The organism is Streptomyces tricolor (assembly GCF_002155905.1).
Lineage (GTDB): Bacteria > Actinomycetota > Actinomycetes > Streptomycetales > Streptomycetaceae > Streptomyces > Streptomyces tricolor.
This window is the reverse complement of the sequence record NZ_MUMF01000359.1, coordinates 1-15,253: the sequence shown is the minus strand read 5'-3', so window position 1 is coordinate 15,253 and position 15,253 is coordinate 1. Positions and strand designations below refer to the sequence as shown.

Annotated in this window: 13 protein-coding genes and 1 pseudogene; 6 read left to right on the top strand and 8 right to left on the bottom strand. The window is 69.3% G+C overall.

Going from position 1 to position 15,253, the window contains the following annotated elements; all coding sequences use genetic code 11:
• Positions 1-148: 148 nt before the first annotated feature.
• Genes CCN44_RS24840 through CCN44_RS24830 form a run of 3 tightly spaced genes read right to left on the bottom strand, consistent with a single transcriptional unit; the run spans position 149 to position 1,665 of the window.
• The gene (locus CCN44_RS24840; protein ID WP_059252430.1) at positions 149-565 is read right to left on the bottom strand and encodes a DUF6113 family protein; all 417 of its coding nucleotides are present in this window, start codon (positions 563-565) and stop codon (positions 149-151) included.
• Positions 562-1,422, bottom strand: coding sequence for an N-acetyl-1-D-myo-inositol-2-amino-2-deoxy-alpha-D-glucopyranoside deacetylase (gene mshB / locus CCN44_RS24835; RefSeq protein ID WP_059252429.1), 861 nt, complete (start codon positions 1,420-1,422; stop codon positions 562-564). The genes CCN44_RS24840 and mshB overlap by 4 nt, the downstream gene beginning before the upstream one ends.
• A gap of 48 nt (positions 1,423-1,470) precedes the next feature.
• Complete coding sequence (locus tag CCN44_RS24830; RefSeq protein ID WP_030649813.1) at positions 1,471-1,665, bottom strand: hypothetical protein; 195 nt, start codon at positions 1,663-1,665, stop codon at positions 1,471-1,473.
• 172 nt (positions 1,666-1,837) lie between these two features.
• Between CCN44_RS24830 and CCN44_RS24825 the strand changes: the two genes are divergently transcribed.
• Positions 1,838-3,970, top strand: a complete 2,133-nt coding sequence (locus CCN44_RS24825) for a S9 family peptidase (RefSeq protein ID WP_086699625.1) — start codon at positions 1,838-1,840, stop codon at positions 3,968-3,970.
• A 110-nt stretch (positions 3,971-4,080) separates the two neighbouring features.
• On the opposite strand, the gene CCN44_RS24820 is transcribed toward CCN44_RS24825, so the two are convergent.
• From CCN44_RS24820 to CCN44_RS24800, 5 genes are read right to left on the bottom strand one after another with little or no spacing between them, the layout of a single operon-like run.
• Positions 4,081-5,148: an ABC transporter ATP-binding protein gene (locus CCN44_RS24820; protein ID WP_086699621.1), complete on the bottom strand. Its 1,068-nt coding sequence runs from the start codon at positions 5,146-5,148 to the stop codon at positions 4,081-4,083.
• Positions 5,132-6,115: an ABC transporter ATP-binding protein gene (locus CCN44_RS24815; protein WP_059252426.1), complete on the bottom strand. Its 984-nt coding sequence runs from the start codon at positions 6,113-6,115 to the stop codon at positions 5,132-5,134. Before CCN44_RS24815 ends, CCN44_RS24820 begins: the two co-directional genes overlap by 17 nt.
• Positions 6,116-6,121: 6 nt before the next feature.
• On the bottom strand, positions 6,122-7,102 hold the full coding sequence (locus tag CCN44_RS24810; protein ID WP_086699618.1) for an ABC transporter permease: 981 nt from the start codon (positions 7,100-7,102) through the stop codon (positions 6,122-6,124).
• Positions 7,095-8,018, bottom strand: a complete 924-nt coding sequence (locus tag CCN44_RS24805) for an ABC transporter permease (protein ID WP_086699615.1) — start codon at positions 8,016-8,018, stop codon at positions 7,095-7,097. Before CCN44_RS24805 ends, CCN44_RS24810 begins: the two co-directional genes overlap by 8 nt.
• A gap of 6 nt (positions 8,019-8,024) precedes the next feature.
• Complete coding sequence (locus tag CCN44_RS24800) at positions 8,025-9,650, bottom strand: peptide ABC transporter substrate-binding protein (RefSeq protein WP_086699612.1); 1,626 nt, start codon at positions 9,648-9,650, stop codon at positions 8,025-8,027.
• Between the two features lie 467 nt (positions 9,651-10,117).
• Here CCN44_RS24800 and CCN44_RS24795 point away from each other — a divergent pair, with 467 nt between their 5' ends.
• From CCN44_RS24795 to CCN44_RS46470, 5 genes and pseudogenes are all read left to right on the top strand, one after another.
• Positions 10,118-11,146 (top strand): ABC transporter permease, encoded by a 1,029-nt coding sequence (locus CCN44_RS24795; RefSeq protein WP_202430290.1) that lies wholly within the window; start codon positions 10,118-10,120, stop codon positions 11,144-11,146.
• An 82-nt stretch (positions 11,147-11,228) separates the two neighbouring features.
• On the top strand, positions 11,229-13,013 hold the full coding sequence (locus tag CCN44_RS24790) for an ABC transporter substrate-binding protein (protein WP_059252421.1): 1,785 nt from the start codon (positions 11,229-11,231) through the stop codon (positions 13,011-13,013).
• Between the two features lie 84 nt (positions 13,014-13,097).
• Positions 13,098-14,078 carry an ABC transporter permease gene (locus tag CCN44_RS24785; RefSeq protein WP_059252420.1) on the top strand — a complete coding sequence of 327 codons (981 nt, stop codon included), beginning with the start codon at positions 13,098-13,100 and terminating at the stop codon, positions 14,076-14,078.
• Positions 14,079-14,088: 10 nt separating this feature from the next.
• Positions 14,089-15,114: an ABC transporter ATP-binding protein gene (locus CCN44_RS24780; RefSeq protein WP_059252419.1), complete on the top strand. Its 1,026-nt coding sequence runs from the start codon at positions 14,089-14,091 to the stop codon at positions 15,112-15,114.
• 26 nt (positions 15,115-15,140) lie between these two features.
• Positions 15,141-15,253 (top strand): annotated as a pseudogene (locus CCN44_RS46470) (dipeptide/oligopeptide/nickel ABC transporter ATP-binding protein); the annotation flags it as partial.

The following is a 15,253-nucleotide window of genomic DNA, read 5'->3' as shown; positions in this document are numbered from 1 at the left end:
GCGCGCCGCCGAGCCGCCCGTCAGAGAGGTCTCTGACGGGCGGCTCGGCGGCGCGCACCACCATACTGGCCACTTATGGCGCTTATCCCATGACCGCCGAGGAAACCCACACCGGACTCGCACGTGCGCCGCACGGCGAAGTGGTACGTCACTTGCCAAGTCGGGCGGAGTCGCCGCGAGGTTGCCGTCCGGCGCCAACGGTGGCGCAGATCACAGCGAGGGCCATGCCGCCGAGCAGGAAGAGATAGGAGCCGCCGCCCGCGCCGAACAGGAAGTCGCCCTCCGGGCGCGTGGTGGTGAGCAGGATGACGGCGACGATCCAGCCCGCCGCCGGCGCGACCGCCCCGCCCCGGCCCCCGAGGGCGTACGCACCGCCGAGGAAGACCCCGGCGGCGCCCGCGAGGGCGAGCAGCAGCCCGCCGGGGAACCAGGCGGCCTGCACCAGGGCCCCGGCGAGGCCCACCAGCGCGCCGAGCAGGAACAGGCCGGCATAGGCGGCGGCCCGTCCCGCGGAGGGCGGGCGCAGCGGCTGGGCCAGCAGGGAACCGTTGCCGCCGTCGCTCACGACGCCTCCCCGGTGCCGAGGCCGGCGAACAGGTCGGTCTCCCCGCGCTGCCCCGGTCCGCGCACCAACTCGTAGTACTCGGTGGTGAACAGCGGCTGGGCGAGTGCGTTGGAGAGCGCGAAGTACGGCTCGGCCACCTCGATCTGGGTGGCGTGGGCGCGCATCGCGGCGGCCTTGGCGGCGGCGTGGGCGGTGCCGTCGACGGCGGTGGTGATCCGCTCGTCGGCCACCACGCCGGGTACGTCGTCCACGCCGGCGCTCTTGTCGAACGGCAGTGCGGGCAGCTCGTCCTGGAGGCGGGCGAAGGCGGCCTCGGCGACGGAGCGGGGTACGCGGTTCCAGTACACCTTGGCGATCCGGTGGCCGCGTGCGGCGGCGAGGTCGACCGCGCGCATGGCGACGCGGTGCGCCTGGACGTGGTCCGGGTGGCCGTAGCCGCCGTTGTCGTCGTACGTGACGAGGACCTGCGGGCGGACCTCCAGGATCACGTCGGCGAGCAGTCCGGCGGCCTCGTCCACGTCGGCCTGCCAGAAGCAGCCGGGGTCGTCGTTGTCGGGCAGGCCCGTCATCCCGGAGTCGCCGTACCGCCCGGCGCCGCCGAGCAGCCGGACGTCCGTCACCCCGAGCGCCGCAGCGGCGGCGGCCAGCTCGCCGCGCCGGTGCGCACCCAGCGCGGGGCCCGTCAGATGCCGCAGCTCCGGCGGAATGACCTCGCCCCGCTCCCCCAGGGTGCAGGTGACCAGGGTCACATGGGCACCCTCGGCCGCGTACCTGGCCATGGTGGCGCCGTTGTTGATCGACTCGTCGTCCGGGTGCGCGTGCACCAGGAGCAGACGCCGGGAGGGCAGTTCCGTCATGGGGACCACCCTACGAGGTCCCCGTGCCGGCACCCGGGACGGCGGCCGTCAGAACTTGATGCTGCCGATCATGCTGGCAACGTTGGTCGTCAGCTCGCTGATCGTGGGAGCGACGGTCGAGGAGGCGAGATAGAAGCCGAGCAGGATGCAGACGACCGCATGGCCGCCCTTCAGCCCTGACTTCTTGATCAGCAGGAAGACGATGATCGCCAGCAGCACCACCGCCGAAATCGAGAGTGCCACGGCGGCTCACCTCCAAAGATCCCAGGGACGCGGGTTCTAGATCAGTTGAGCAAATCCATGCAGACGCCAGCAGGTTCATACCCACTCTGCGGTAGTGATCATAACTATCCGTACTCGCGCATCGGTCGGCGCACGGCCGCACAAGGGGGCGCATGGCCAATATGGTCGGGGTATGACGACCGAGGCTGACTCCTTCCCCCGTCGGCACGCCCGGACCCAGCGGTTCACGCTCGGCGCGCCGCGTGCGTTCGCCGTGGCACCCGACGGTTCGCGTGTCGCGTTTCTGCGTTCCGGCTCCGGCACCGACCGGGCCAACTCGCTGTGGGTACTGGATCTTGTGGAGGGCACGGAGCGCCTCGCGGCCGACCCTCGCGCACTGCTCCAGGGCGCCCGCGAAGAACTCTCCGCCGAGGAGCGGGCGCGCCGCGAGCGCAGCCGCGAGGGCGGGGCCGGCATCGTCGCCCATGCCACCGACAGCGCCGTGGAGTTGGCGTCTTTCGCCTTGTCAGGGCGGCTTTTCACAGCGGAGCTGCGGGCCGGCACGGCGCGTGAACTCCCCGTCCCCGGGCCGGTGATCGACCCGCGTCCGTCGCCGGACGGGCGGCACATCGCGTACGTCGCGCGGGGTGCGCTGCGGGTGGTAGGCGCCGAGGGGGACGGCGACCGGGCGCTGGCCGAGCCGGAGTCGGCGGACGTCTCCTACGGCCTCGCCGAGTTCATCGCGGCCGAGGAGATGGCGCGTTCGCGGGGGTTCTGGTGGGCCCCGGGATCGGACCGGCTGCTCGTGGCGCGCGTGGACGACACGCCGGTGCAGCGGTGGTGGATCTCGGATCCCGCCCACCCGGAGCGTGAGCCACTCAACATCCGGTACCCCGCGGCGGGTACCCCGAACGCGGACGTACGTCTGTTCGTGTACGGGCTGGACGGCACCCGCACCGAGGTGGTCTGGGACCGCGCACGCTATCCGTATCTGGCGCGTGTGCACTGGTCAGAGGCGGGTGCGCCGCTGCTGCTGGTGCAGGCGCGGGATCAGCGCAGCCAGCTGTTCCTGGCGGTGGACCCCGATTCCGGGGCCACGCGGATGGTGCACGCCGATGAAGATCCAACTTGGCTTGAACTGTTCGCTGGTGTGCCCTGCTGGAGCCCCTCCGGGCAGCTTGTCCGCATCGCGGACGAGGCCGGTGCACGCGTCCTGACGGTCGGCGAACGGCCTCTGACCAGCGGTCAGTTGCACATTCGTGCGGTCCTGGACGTGGGTGTGGACGACGTACTGGTTTCCGCCTCTTCCGGTCCGGAGGCCGAGGCGCCGGAAATTGGCGAAGTCCATGTGTACCGGGTGAACGAGCTGGGCGTGGAACGCCTGTCGCAGGAGCCCGGTGTGCACTCGGCGGTGCGCTCCGGGGGTGTGACCGTCCTGGTGTCCGCCGCACTGGACCGGCCGGGCTCCCGGGTGCAGATTCTGCGTGACGGAAAACCGGCGGCGACTGTCCGGTCGTACGCCGAAGATCCCGGTTTGTCCCCCCGAGTGACGCTGACACAGGGGGGCGCACGCCGAATTCCGTGCGCCGTGCTTATGCCGCGGGACTACCCCGGTGACACTCCCCTGCCGGTCCTCATGGACCCCTACGGCGGTCCGCACGGCCAGCGCGTCGTCGCCGCGCACAACGCCCACCTCACCTCCCAGTGGTTCGCCGACCAGGGCTTCGCCGTCGTCGTGGCCGACGGCCGGGGCACCCCTGGCCGCTCGCCCGCCTGGGAGAAGTCGATCCGGGACGACCTGGCGGACGTCGTCCTCCAGGACCAGGTCGACGCCCTGCACGCGCTCGCCGAGCGGTACCCGCTGGACCTGGGCCGGGTGGCGATCCGGGGCTGGTCCTTCGGCGGCTACCTGGCGGCGCTCGCGGTGCTGCGCCGCCCGGACGTCTTCCACGCCGCGGTGGTCGGCGCGCCGGTCACCGACCTGCGCCTGTACGACACGCACTACCAGGAGCGCTATCTCGGCGACCCGAACGAGCAGCCGGAGGTCTACCGCCGCAACTCGCTGCTGGACGACGCCGGCCTGGTCGACCCGGCCGAGCCGCACCGCCCGATGATGGTCATCCACGGCCTGGCGGACGACAACGTGGTCGTCGCCCACTCCCTGCGCCTGTCCTCCGCCCTGCTGGCCGCCGGCCGCCCGCACGAGGTGCTGCCGCTGTCCGGGGTGACCCACATGACCCCGCAGGAGACGGTCGCGGAGAACCTGCTGCTCCTCCAGCTGGACTTCCTCCGGCGTGCCCTGCCCCGGCCGGCGGGAAGCGCGTGAACTGCGTTAACACAGAGGCAACTTCGCGGAAGCGGTACCGATATACGGACACGGGAGGCTGATCAGCGTACGGCCGTGCGGGTGCCGTGAACGGGCCGGGGTGCGCCATGTCACCCCGGCCCGTTGCCGTGCAGCTGCGGCTCCTCCGGCGGTACCACCTGCCGCTCCTCCGCGAAGTGGCACGCCGAGGCGTGGGCCGCGGGGCCGGACGTGTCGTGGAAGGCCGCGGGGACCGCCAGCGCCGGGACCTCGCGGGCACAGCGCTCCTGCGCCTTCCAGCAGCGGGTGCGGAAGCGGCAGCCGGAGGGGATGTCCGTCGGGGAGGGCACGTCTCCGGTGAGGATGATCCGCTCGCGGTGCTCGCGGGCCGCCGGGTCGGGCACGGGCACGGCGGAGAGCAGGGCCTGGGTGTAGGGGTGGGTCGGGTGGTCGTAGATCTCGGTGTCCCGGCCGGTCTCCACGATCCGGCCCAGGTACATCACCGCGACCCGGTCCGAGATGTGCCGGACGATCGACAGGTCGTGCGCGATGAAGACGTACGACAGGCCGAACTCCGACTGGAGCCGGGCCAGCAGGTTGATCACCTGGGCCTGGACCGAGACGTCCAGCGCGGACACCGGCTCGTCGGCGACGATGATCTCCGGGCGCAGCGCGAGACCCCGGGCGATGCCGATGCGCTGGCGCTGGCCGCCGGAGAACTGGTGCGGGTAGCGGTTGACGTAGTCCGGGTCGAGGCCGACCACGTCCAGCAGCTCCCGCACCCGGCGGCGGCGGTCGCCCTTGGGGGCCGCCTCGGGGTGGATGTCGTACGGCTCACCCACGATGTCGCCCACCGTCATGCGGGGGTTGAGGGAGGTGTACGGGTCCTGGAAGACCATCTGGATGTTGCGGCGTACGGCCTTCAGGGCGCGGCCGGACAGCCGGGTGATGTCCTCGCCCTTGAACCGGATGGAGCCGGCCGTCGGGCGCTCCAGGTTGCAGAGCAGCTTCGCGACCGTCGACTTGCCGCAGCCCGACTCGCCGACGATGCCCAGGGTCTCCCCCGTGCCGAGGGTGAAGTCGACGCCGTCCACGGCCCTCACCGCGCCGACCTGCCGCTTGAACAGGACGCCCCGGGTGAGGGGGTAGTGCTTGACCAGGCCGCTGACCTCCAGGATCGGCTCAGTGGTCGCGGTCATGCAGGCACTCCCTCCAGAAGTGGCAGGCGCTGCTCCGCCCGTCGTCCACCCCGTACAGCGGGGGGTCGTCGGTGCGGCACACGTCCCGGGCCAGCGGGCAGCGGGGGTGGAAGGAGCAGCCCGGCGGGATCCGCGTCAGGTTCGGCGGGAGGCCGCTGATGGCGTACAGCTGCCGGCCCTTCTGGTCCAGGCGCGGGACGGAGTCCAGCAGGCCGCGGGTGTAGGGGTGGGCCGGGGCCCGGTAGATGTCGTGCACGGGCGCCGACTCCACGATCCGCCCGGCGTACATCACCGCGATCCGGTCGGCGACGTCCGCGACGACGCCCAGGTCGTGGGTGATCAGGATCAGCGCCATGCGGTACTCGCGCTGCAACTCCGCGAGCAGGTCCATGACCTGGGCCTGGACCGTGACGTCCAGGGCGGTGGTCGGCTCGTCGGCGATGATGAGCGCCGGTTCCAGGGCCAGCGCCATGGCGATCATGATGCGCTGGCGCATGCCGCCGGAGAACTGGTGCGGATAGTCCCGCACGCGCTGCGCGGCGGCCGGGATGCGCACCCGGTCCATCAGCTCCACGGCCCTGGCCCGGGCGTCCTTCCGGGACATCCCCCGGTGCACGACGAACATCTCCCCCAGCTGGTCCCCCACGGTCATGACGGGATTGAGCGCGGACAGCGCGTCCTGGAAGATCATCGCCATCCCGGCGCCCCGGATCCTGCGCCGCTCCTCCTCCTTCAGCGTCAGCAGGTCCCGCCCACGGAACAGGATCCGCCCGCCGGTGATCCGCCCCGGCGGCGTGTCCAGGATCCCCATCACGGCCTGCGCGGTGACGGACTTCCCCGACCCGGACTCGCCGAGCACGGCCAGCGTCTCCCCCGCGTCCACGCCGTAGCTGACCCCGTTGACGGCGTACGCGACACCGTCCCGGGTCCGGAACTCCACCCGCAGATCCCGCACGTCGAGCAGCACGCGCCGTCACCTCAGCTTCGGGTCGAGGGCGTCGCGGACCGCGTCGCCGAGCATGATGAAGGCCAGGACCGTGATCGCGAGGGCGCCCGAGGGCCACAGCAGGGCGTGGGGGGCGTTGCGGATGTACGGTGAGGCGGCCGAGATGTCGATGCCCCAGGAGACGCTGGGCGGTTTGAGGCCGACGCCGAGGTAGGACAGGGTCGCCTCCAGGGCGATGTAGGTGCCGAGCGCGATGGTCGCGACGACGATCACGGGGGCCACGGCGTTCGGGGCGATGTGCCGGAGCAGGATGCGGGTGTCGGAGGCGCCGAGGGCGCGGGCGGCCTGGACGTAGTCGTGCTGCTTGGCGGTGATGACCGAGCCGCGCGCGATGCGGGAGATCTGCGGCCAGCCGAGCAGCACCATGAACCCGATGACCGGCCAGACCGTGGTGGAGGTCACCACGGAGAGGAGGACGAGGCCGCCGAGGACGACCGGGATGGCGAAGAAGATGTCCGTGATCCGGGACAGGACCGCGTCCCACAGCCCGCCGAAGTAGCCGGCCAGGCCGCCGAGCACCGACCCCAGCAGGGCCACCCCGAGCGTGGCGCACAGGCCGACCGTGACGGACGCCCGGGCGCCGTAGACGGTCCGGGTGTAGACGTCGCAGCCCTGCCCGTCGTAGCCGAAGGGATGCCCCGGCTGCGCCCCCTCGCGGGCCTTGGCCAGGTCGCACGTCAGGGGGTCGCCGGAGGTGATCGCCGAGGGCCACAGGGAGATGACGACCAGGAAGAGGATGACCAGCGCGGAGACCAGGAAGACCGGGTTGCGGCGCAGGTCGTGCCAGGCGTCGGACCACAGCGAGCGGGGCCTGCCCACCGGCCCGGGGGCGCCCGCTCCGCCCGGCGCCGGCTCCAGCGTGACCGCCTCGCTCGCACCGAGGTCCATCGCGCCGCCCATGCCGGTGCCGGCGATGGCGCGCTCGGGCTCGTACGGCTGTTCAGGCATAGCGGATCCTCGGGTCGAGTACGGCGTACAGCAGGTCGACGAGGAGGTTGGCGACCAGGAAGACGAGGACGAGCACGGTCACGAAGCCGACGACGGTCTGGGTGTTCTGGCGCAGGATGCCCTGGTAGAGCTGGTAGCCGACGCCGTGGATGTTGAAGATCCGCTCGGTGACGATCGCCCCGCCCATCAGCGCGCCGATGTCGGTCCCGATGAACGTGACCACCGGGATGAGGGAGTTGCGCAGCAGGTGCCGGGTGACGACCCGGTGCCGGGGCAGGCCCTTGGCGACGGCCGTGCGGACGTAGTCGGCCCGCTTGTTCTCGGCGAGGGAGGTGCGGGTCAGCCGGGTGACGTAGGCCAGCGAGACGGAGGCGAGGACCAGTCCCGGCACGATCAGCTCGCCGAACGCGGCGTCCGGGGAGACGGAGGGTTTGATCCAGCCCCAGGTCACCCCGAGCAGCAGCTGGAGCAGCAGGCCGGTGACGAAGGTGGGCACGGAGATCACCACCAGGGTCAGCAGCAGCACGGTGGTGTCGACGGGCCGGCCGCGCCGCAGGCCGGTCAGCACGCCGAGCGTGACGCCGATGACGATCTCGAACAGCACCGCCACGATCGTGAGCCGGACGGTGACGGGGAAGGCCGTGGACATCAGCTCGGTGACCTGCTGGCCGTTGAACGCCGTACCGAAGTCGCCGGTGAAGACGTTCCCCATGTAGGTGGCGTACTGCTGCCAGCGCGGCTGGTCCAGGCCGAACTCCCGCCGCAGCTGGGCGGCGGTCGCCGGATCGCACTGCCGGTCCCCGCACAGGCCCGCGACGGGGTCGCCCATCACGTTGACCATGAGGAAGATCAGCAGGGTGGAGCCGACGAACACCGGGACCATCTGGAGCAGTCGCCGGACGACGTAGCGTCCCATGGCGGCTCAGCTGACCTTGATCTCGTTGTAGACGGGGACGCTGAACGGGTTGAGCGCCACGTCGGACAGCCGTTCGGAGTAGCCGGCGCTGCCGTTCTGGTACCACAGCGGGATGGCGGCCATGTTGTCCCGGACGACCTCCTCGGCCCGCTGGAACAGCGTGACGGCCTTGGCCCGGTCGGTCTCGGCGTTGGCCCGGTCGACGAGCCGGTCGAAGTCCGCGTCGGACCACTTGCCGTCGTTGGAGGAGGCGTCGGTGTAGTACAGCGGCTGGAGGAAGTTCTGGATGAGGGGGTAGTCCATCTGCCAGCCCGCCCGGAACGGGCCGGACATCTTGTGCCGGCCGATCCGGTTGCGGAAGTCGGCGAAGGTGCCGACCGGGTTGCCGACACAGGCCTTGCCGTTGCCGAGGGCGTTGTTGATGGAGTTGCACACGGCGTCCACCCACTCCTTGTGCGAGCCCGTGTCCGCGTTGTAGGTGATCCGGACCTGCCCCCCGGGGATCCCGCCGCCCTCCTTGATCAGCTTCCTGGCCTGCTCCGGGTGGTACTCGCAGGCCCTGCCGCACAGGCCGGGCTTGAAGCCGCCGTCCGTGCCGAGGACCGGTGAGGTCCAGTCGGTGGCCGGGGTGCGGGTCCGGTCGAAGATCGTCTCGGTGATCTGCTCGCGGTTGATCGCCATGGACAGGCCGGTGCGGACCTTCTCCATGCCCGGCCGGTTCCAGGCCTTGTCGTAGTAGGGGAAGGCGAAGGTCTGGATGATGCCGGCCGGGGTGTTGATGTACCGGTCGCCCAGGTCGCTCCTGACGTTCTTCAGCTGGGCGGCGGGCACGTCGTCCACGAGGTCGAGGTTGCCGGCCATCAGGTCGGTGTAGGCGGTGTTGTTGTCGGTGTACACCTTCAGGTCCACACCGCCGTTGCGCGCCTTGTCCGGACCGGGGTAGCCGTCCCACTTCCGCAGCGACATCTGCGAGCCCTTCATATAGGACTGGATGGCGTACGGGCCGTTGCCGACCGGCTTCTTCAGCCAGGCCGCGTGGTCGGTGAAGAAGGCGCGGGGCAGCGGGGCGAAGGCCGCGTAGCCCAGGGTGTCGGGGAAGGTGGAGAACTTCTGGCCCAGCCGGACGGTGAAGGTGCGGTCGTCCACCACCTTCAGCCCGGACAGGGTGTCAGCGGTCTGCTCGCCGCGGGCGGGGTGGACCTTGTCGTAGCCGTCGATGTACCCGAAGAAGAGGGCGTTCTTCTGGCGGTTGCGCAGGCTCGCCCCGTAGTTCCAGGCGTCCACGAACGAACGGGCGGTCACTTTCTCGCCGTTGGAGAAGGTCCAGCCGTCCTTGACCTTGATGGTGAAGTTCCGCGAGTCCTCGGTGCGGATGGACTCGGCGAGCATGTCGGTGGCCTTGCCGGTCCTCGGGTCGTACTTCTTCAAGCCCCGGAAGATCATGTCGAGGACCTTGCCGCCCTGCACCTCGTTGGTGTTGGCCGGCTCCAGCGGGTTCTGCGGGTCGCCCCAGGAGGAGCTGAGCACCGCGGCGCCGGTGCCGCTGCTCGAGCCGCCGCCCCCGCAGCCGGCGGCGGCGAGTGCCACCGCCACCGCGCATACGGCCCCCCGGGCGTGCGTGACTCCCCGCATGGCGTGTCTCCTCCGTGCGCACTGCTCTGCTACCGGTCCATATCGGCACATACCGCATGTATCGCCCGGCCGCCGTCCGGTTGAACGGCCTTTAGGGGGACACGTCATCCGAATGCAGGCACCGCCCGTCCGCCGTCCTGATGATCTTGACGGAGGAGCGCAATAGATCTTCATGTAACGATGCCGAAACGTTGGATTGCGACGTGCCGATGTACGCATTTCGACACTCCACCGTCCGCATATCGAACTTCTTGCCCGTTTCGCGCAGTTAGCCCGATGTGAAGCACGGATTGATTACGGCGGGCTACCCGCGTAGCTACGGAATGATCAAGAGCAAGCAAAGAAGGTAAAGAGACAACCAAGGCGGCCGAGAATTTATTGACCTTGAATGAATTGCGTTGAAAAAGTCCGGCGTAGCCCGTAGGGGAGCGCCCTGCGGAGCCTTGACCCACAAGGCACGGAGCATCATGACCCCCGCAACCCCTTCCCCGGCCGCCCCACTTGAGGTGACCGACGAAGACAGCGCCGCATCGGCGAAGCCCGGCACCCCCAAGGGCACCGAAAGCCGCTCTCCGGGACGGCTGGCCTGGACCCGCTTCAAGCGGGACCGGACGGGCGTCATATCCGCGTTCGTGGTGATCTTCTTCTTCGCGATCGGCATCCTGGCGCCGCTCATAGCCAAGCTGTACGGCAAGGACCCGTACACGACCTACGGCATGAACATCCCGGGCCTGCTGAACGAGTTCAACTTCCCGGTCAAGCCCAACGGCGGCATCAGCTCCGACTTCTGGTTCGGCATCGAGCCCCAGCTCGGCCGGGACGTCTTCACCTTCCTGCTCTACGGCATCCGCAACTCGCTGCTGATCGCGACCGCCGCGGCCCTGCTGACCACCCTGCTCGGCGTCGTCATCGGCGTCACCGCCGGCTACCTGGGCGGCAAGACGGACTACCTCGTCGGCCGCGTGATCGACATCCTGCTGGCGTTCCCGCAGACCCTGTTCTTCATCGCCTTCTGGCCCGTGGTCCTGGCGATCTTCGTCTCGCCGGAGGAGAACACCCCGGTCTGGCTGACCGTCACCAGCCTCATCCTTGTGATGACGGCCTTCGGCTGGGCCTCCATCGCCCGTCTGCTGCGCGGCGAGGTCCTCGCCCTGCGCGAGCGGGAGTTCGTCGAGGCGGCCAAGGTCACCGGCGCCTCCCCGGCGCGGATCATCTTCAAGGAACTGCTGCCGAACCTGTGGACGCCGATCCTCATCCAGTCCACGCTCCTGCTGCCGACCTATGTGACGGCCGAAGCGGGTCTCGCCTTCCTCGGCGTCGGTCTGACGGACCCCACCCCCGACTGGGGCGTGATGATCCAGAACGGCGCCAAGTACTACCAGGACGACATCACCTTCATGCTCTTCCCGGGCCTGTCCATGGTGATCTTCGTCGTCGCCTTCAACCTCCTCGGCGACTCGGTCCGCGACGCCCTGGACCCGAAGACCAAGCGCTGAGCTAGCTCCACCCCCGGCCACGGCGACGGGGCCCGGCCGGGGCTCCAGCACCACTTCGTTCCTCCAGCAGAACAGGCCAGCCATGTCCTTTTCCCGCAGAAACTTCCTGATCGCCACCTCTGTCGCAGCAGCGGGCTCGACCGTGCTGTCCGCGTGCAGCAGCGGTGACGCGGGCGGCAGCGGCGGCACCCCGAGCGCCGGCGCCACGGAATACACCGGTGCCAAGGTCACCGTCGGCACCGCGGCCGACTCCACCGGCCCCGCCCCGGAGATCCCCGGCGCGAAGAAGGGCGGCACGATCTACGGCCTGGCCCCGGACGACTTCTCGCACCTGGACCCGCAGCGCATCTACTACGCGTACAACTCCACCGTCGCGCTGCTGCTGCACCGCTGCCTGACCGGCTACAAGATCGACGCGTCCGGCAAGCAGAAGCTGGTCGGCGACCTGGCCACCGACACCGGCAAGGCCTCCGACGACAACAAGACCTGGACCTTCACGCTGAAGGAGGGTCTGAAGTGGGAGGACGGCAGCGAGCTGACCGTCGAGGACGTCCGTCACGGCTTCGAGCGCTCGTGGGCGCCGTTCATCACCGAGGGCGCCGACTACGCCCAGCGCGCGCTGACCGGCAAGGGCGGCGACTGGCGTGACGCGTACGAGGGCCCGTACAAGGGCAAGCACCTCGACTCGATCGTCATCGACAAGGCGAAGCGGACGATCACCTTCAAGCTGGCCGAGTCCAAGCCGGACTTCAACTTCACCCTGGCGATGCACTCCTACGCCGCCGTGCCGGTGAAGATGGACACCAAGGAGAAGTACGACAAGAAGCCGGTCGCCTCCGGCCCGTACAAGATCAAGGCCCACACCACCGACAAGTCGATGGTGCTGATCCGCAACAAGCACTGGGACCCGAAGACCGACTCGATCCGCAACGCCTACCCGGACGGCTTCGAGTTCCGCTTCGGCATCGAGACGCTGGACGGCGTCGACCGCCTCATCGCCTCCCAGGGCGACGACGCCTACGGCGTCTCCATCTACAAGGGCGTCCCGGCCGAGCGCATCCAGAAGGTCCTCACCGACCCCGAGCTGAAGAAGCGCACCTTCAACGGCCTGCTGACCGGCACCTACTTCTACTGGATCAACACCAAGCGCGTCACGGACCTGAAGGTCCGCCAGGCCCTCATCCACGCCTGGCCGCTGCAGCAGATCCGGCAGATCTACGGCGGCCCGTCCGCCGGTGACTTCGCGACCTCGGTCCTCAGCCCCGACATCATCGGCTACGAGAAGACCGATGTGTACAACAAGCTGAAGAAGCCGCAGGGCGACCCGGCCGCCGCGAAGAAGCTGCTGAAGGAGGCCGGCAAGCTCGGCCAGAAGATCGTCTACGCCTTCCCGAACGACCCGACCTACAACAAGACCAAGGTCGTCATCGAGAACGCGCTGAAGGCGGCCGGCTTCACCCCGGTCATCAAGCCGCTGGAGTCCACGGCGTACTACGACCAGGTCCAGCAGATCGACAACAGCTACGACGTGATGTGGGGCGGCTGGTCCCCGGACTGGCCGACCGCCTACACGATGATCCAGCCGCTGCTCGACGGCGACGCCATCGGCAACGGCAAGAACAACGTCTCGCAGACGGACGTCGACTGGATCAACGAGGGCATCAAGAAGAACGCGGTCATCCCGGACCAGCAGGAGGCCGGCAAGGCCTGGGCCGCGCTGGACAAGCGGATCATGGAGGAGGTCGCTCCGATGATCCCCGAGACGTACCAGCGTCGCTTCTACGTCTACGGAAACAAGGTCGGCGGCGCGCAGTTCGACCCGAACTTCTCCGCGACCCTGCTGTACAAGACCTTCGTCAAGGCCTGACGTACGGCCCCCTAGGCGGGGCGGCCCAGGTGCCGCCCCGCCGTCTCACCCCCCTACGGCATCCGTCAGGAAATCCCAACTGCCATGTTCCGCTTCCTCGTCCGCCGGATCCTCGGCGCCGCGGTGATCCTGCTGATCATCAGTGCCCTGGTGTTCGTCCTGTTCTACGCCGCTCCGCGCGACCCCGCCCGCATCGCGTGCGGCAAGGTCTGCACCCCAGAGACCCTGGAGTTGGTGCGGAAGAACCTGGCGATCTCCGACCCGCTCCCCGTGCAGTACTGGGAATGGCTCAAGGGCCTGTTCGTGGGGCGGGACTACAGCTCGTTCGGGCACTGCAACGCGCCCTGCCTCGGCTACTCGTTCCAGAGCCGCGAGCCGGTGCTGGACACCATCCTGGACCGCTTCCCCACCACCATCTCGCTGTCCCTGGGCGCTGCCGTGGTCTTCCTGACCTTCGGTGTCGGCACCGGCATGCTGGCCGCCGTCAAGCAGGGCAAGGCCCTGGACAAGATCGCCAGCTCCGCCTCGCTGATCGCGTCCTCGATGCAGATCTACGTCGTCGGTGTCTTCGCCACCTACCTCCTGGTCGACCAGCTGCACCTGTTGGACCGGGCCAGCTACACGCCGTTCACCGACAACCCGGGCAAGTGGTTCTCGGGCCTGCTGGTGCCGTGGCTGGTGCTGTCGCTGATCTTCACCGCGAACTACACGCGCATGACGCGTTCGCAGATGGTCGAGTCGCTCAGCCAGGACTACGTGCGCACCGCCCGCGCCAAGGGCCTGTCCAGCCGTACCGTGTTCTTCCGGTTCGCCTGGCGCGGTGCCATGGGACCCATCGTCACCATCTTCGGTCTCGACCTCGGCGTGCTGCTCGGCGGCGCGATCATCACCGAGTCGACCTTCAGCCTCCAGGGCCTCGGCATGCTCTCGGTGAAGGCGGTCCAGAACAACGACCTGCCGATGCTGCTCGGCGTCGTCCTGGTCGCCGCCGGCGCGATCGTCGTCTTCAACATCATCGTCGACACCGTGTACGCCCTGATCGACCCGCGCGTGCGCCTCGCCTAAGGAGAGACCCATGAGCACCCCCTTCCTCTCCGTGCGCGACCTCAAGGTGCACTTCTCCACCGAGGACGGCATCGTCAAGGCCGTCGACGGGCTCTCCTTCGACCTGGAGAAGGGCAAGACCCTCGGCATCGTCGGCGAGTCGGGCTCCGGCAAGTCCGTCACCAACATGGCGATCCTGGGCCTGCACGACCCGCGCAACACCGCCCTCGACGGCGAGATCCTGCTCGACGACAAGGAGCTGATCAGCGCCACCGAGAAGGAGCTGGAGCGGCTCCGCGGCAACAAGATGTCGATGATCTTCCAGGACGCGCTGGCCTCCCTGTCGCCGTACCACACCATCGGCACGCAGATCGGCGAGACGTACCGCAAGCACACCGGCTGCTCCAAGAAGGAGGCCCGGACCCGCGCGATCGAGATGCTGCGCCGGGTCGGCATCCCGCAGCCCGACGTCCGGGTGGACGACTACCCGCACCAGTTCTCCGGCGGTATGCGCCAGCGCGCGATGATCGCCATGGCGCTGGTCTGCGACCCCGAGCTGCTGATCGCCGACGAGCCGACCACGGCCCTCGACGTGACCGTCCAGGCGCAGATCATGGACCTGCTCAAGGATCTCCAGCAGGAGTTCGGCACCGCGATCATCTTCATCACGCACGATCTGGGCGTCATCGCGGACATCGCGGACGACGTGCTGGTGATGTACGGCGGCCGGTGCGTGGAGCGCGGCACGAAGAAGGAGGTGCTGCGGGCCCCGCAGCACCCCTACACCCTCGGGCTGCTCGGTTCCATGCCGAGCCTGGACGGCCCGGTCGACGTACCGCTGTCGCCGATCCCCGGCTCGCCGCCCTCCCTGCTCAACCCGCCGTCAGGCTGCCGCTTCCACCCGCGCTGCACGTTCGCCGACAAGGTGGCCGGCAACCGGTGCTCCGGCGAGCGGCCCCTGCTGGAGGTCGTGGACGGGCGGGGTGCGGCCTGCCATCTGACCCCGGAGCAGAAGCGCGAGTTGTTCTCCGACTACGCCGCGGCCCGCACCCACTGACGGACTTCAGACGGGACTTCACCACCATGAGCAGCACCACCCCCCTCCTGGACGTCTCCGGGCTCACCAAGCACTTCCCGATCAAGGGCGGCTTCCCGATCAAGCGGACGGTCGGCGCCGTCCAGGCCGTCGACGGCCT

What these genes read in the sequence shown, in the direction of transcription:
- mshB (WP_059252429.1), bottom strand. Translation starts at nt 1,422, where the DNA reads ATGACGGAACTGCCCTCCCGGCGTCTGCTCCTGGTGCACGCGCACCCG.
- CCN44_RS24825 (WP_086699625.1), top strand. Translation starts at nt 1,838, where the DNA reads ATGACGACCGAGGCTGACTCCTTCCCCCGTCGGCACGCCCGGACCCAG.
- CCN44_RS24820 (WP_086699621.1), bottom strand. Translation starts at nt 5,148, where the DNA reads ATGACCGCGACCACTGAGCCGATCCTGGAGGTCAGCGGCCTGGTCAAG.
- CCN44_RS24810 (WP_086699618.1), bottom strand. Translation starts at nt 7,102, where the DNA reads ATGCCTGAACAGCCGTACGAGCCCGAGCGCGCCATCGCCGGCACCGGC.
- CCN44_RS24805 (WP_086699615.1), bottom strand. Translation starts at nt 8,018, where the DNA reads ATGGGACGCTACGTCGTCCGGCGACTGCTCCAGATGGTCCCGGTGTTC.
- CCN44_RS24800 (WP_086699612.1), bottom strand. Translation starts at nt 9,650, where the DNA reads ATGCGGGGAGTCACGCACGCCCGGGGGGCCGTATGCGCGGTGGCGGTG.
- CCN44_RS24795 (WP_202430290.1), top strand. Translation starts at nt 10,118, where the DNA reads ATGACCCCCGCAACCCCTTCCCCGGCCGCCCCACTTGAGGTGACCGAC.
- CCN44_RS24790 (WP_059252421.1), top strand. Translation starts at nt 11,229, where the DNA reads ATGTCCTTTTCCCGCAGAAACTTCCTGATCGCCACCTCTGTCGCAGCA.
- CCN44_RS24785 (WP_059252420.1), top strand. Translation starts at nt 13,098, where the DNA reads ATGTTCCGCTTCCTCGTCCGCCGGATCCTCGGCGCCGCGGTGATCCTG.
- CCN44_RS24780 (WP_059252419.1), top strand. Translation starts at nt 14,089, where the DNA reads ATGAGCACCCCCTTCCTCTCCGTGCGCGACCTCAAGGTGCACTTCTCC.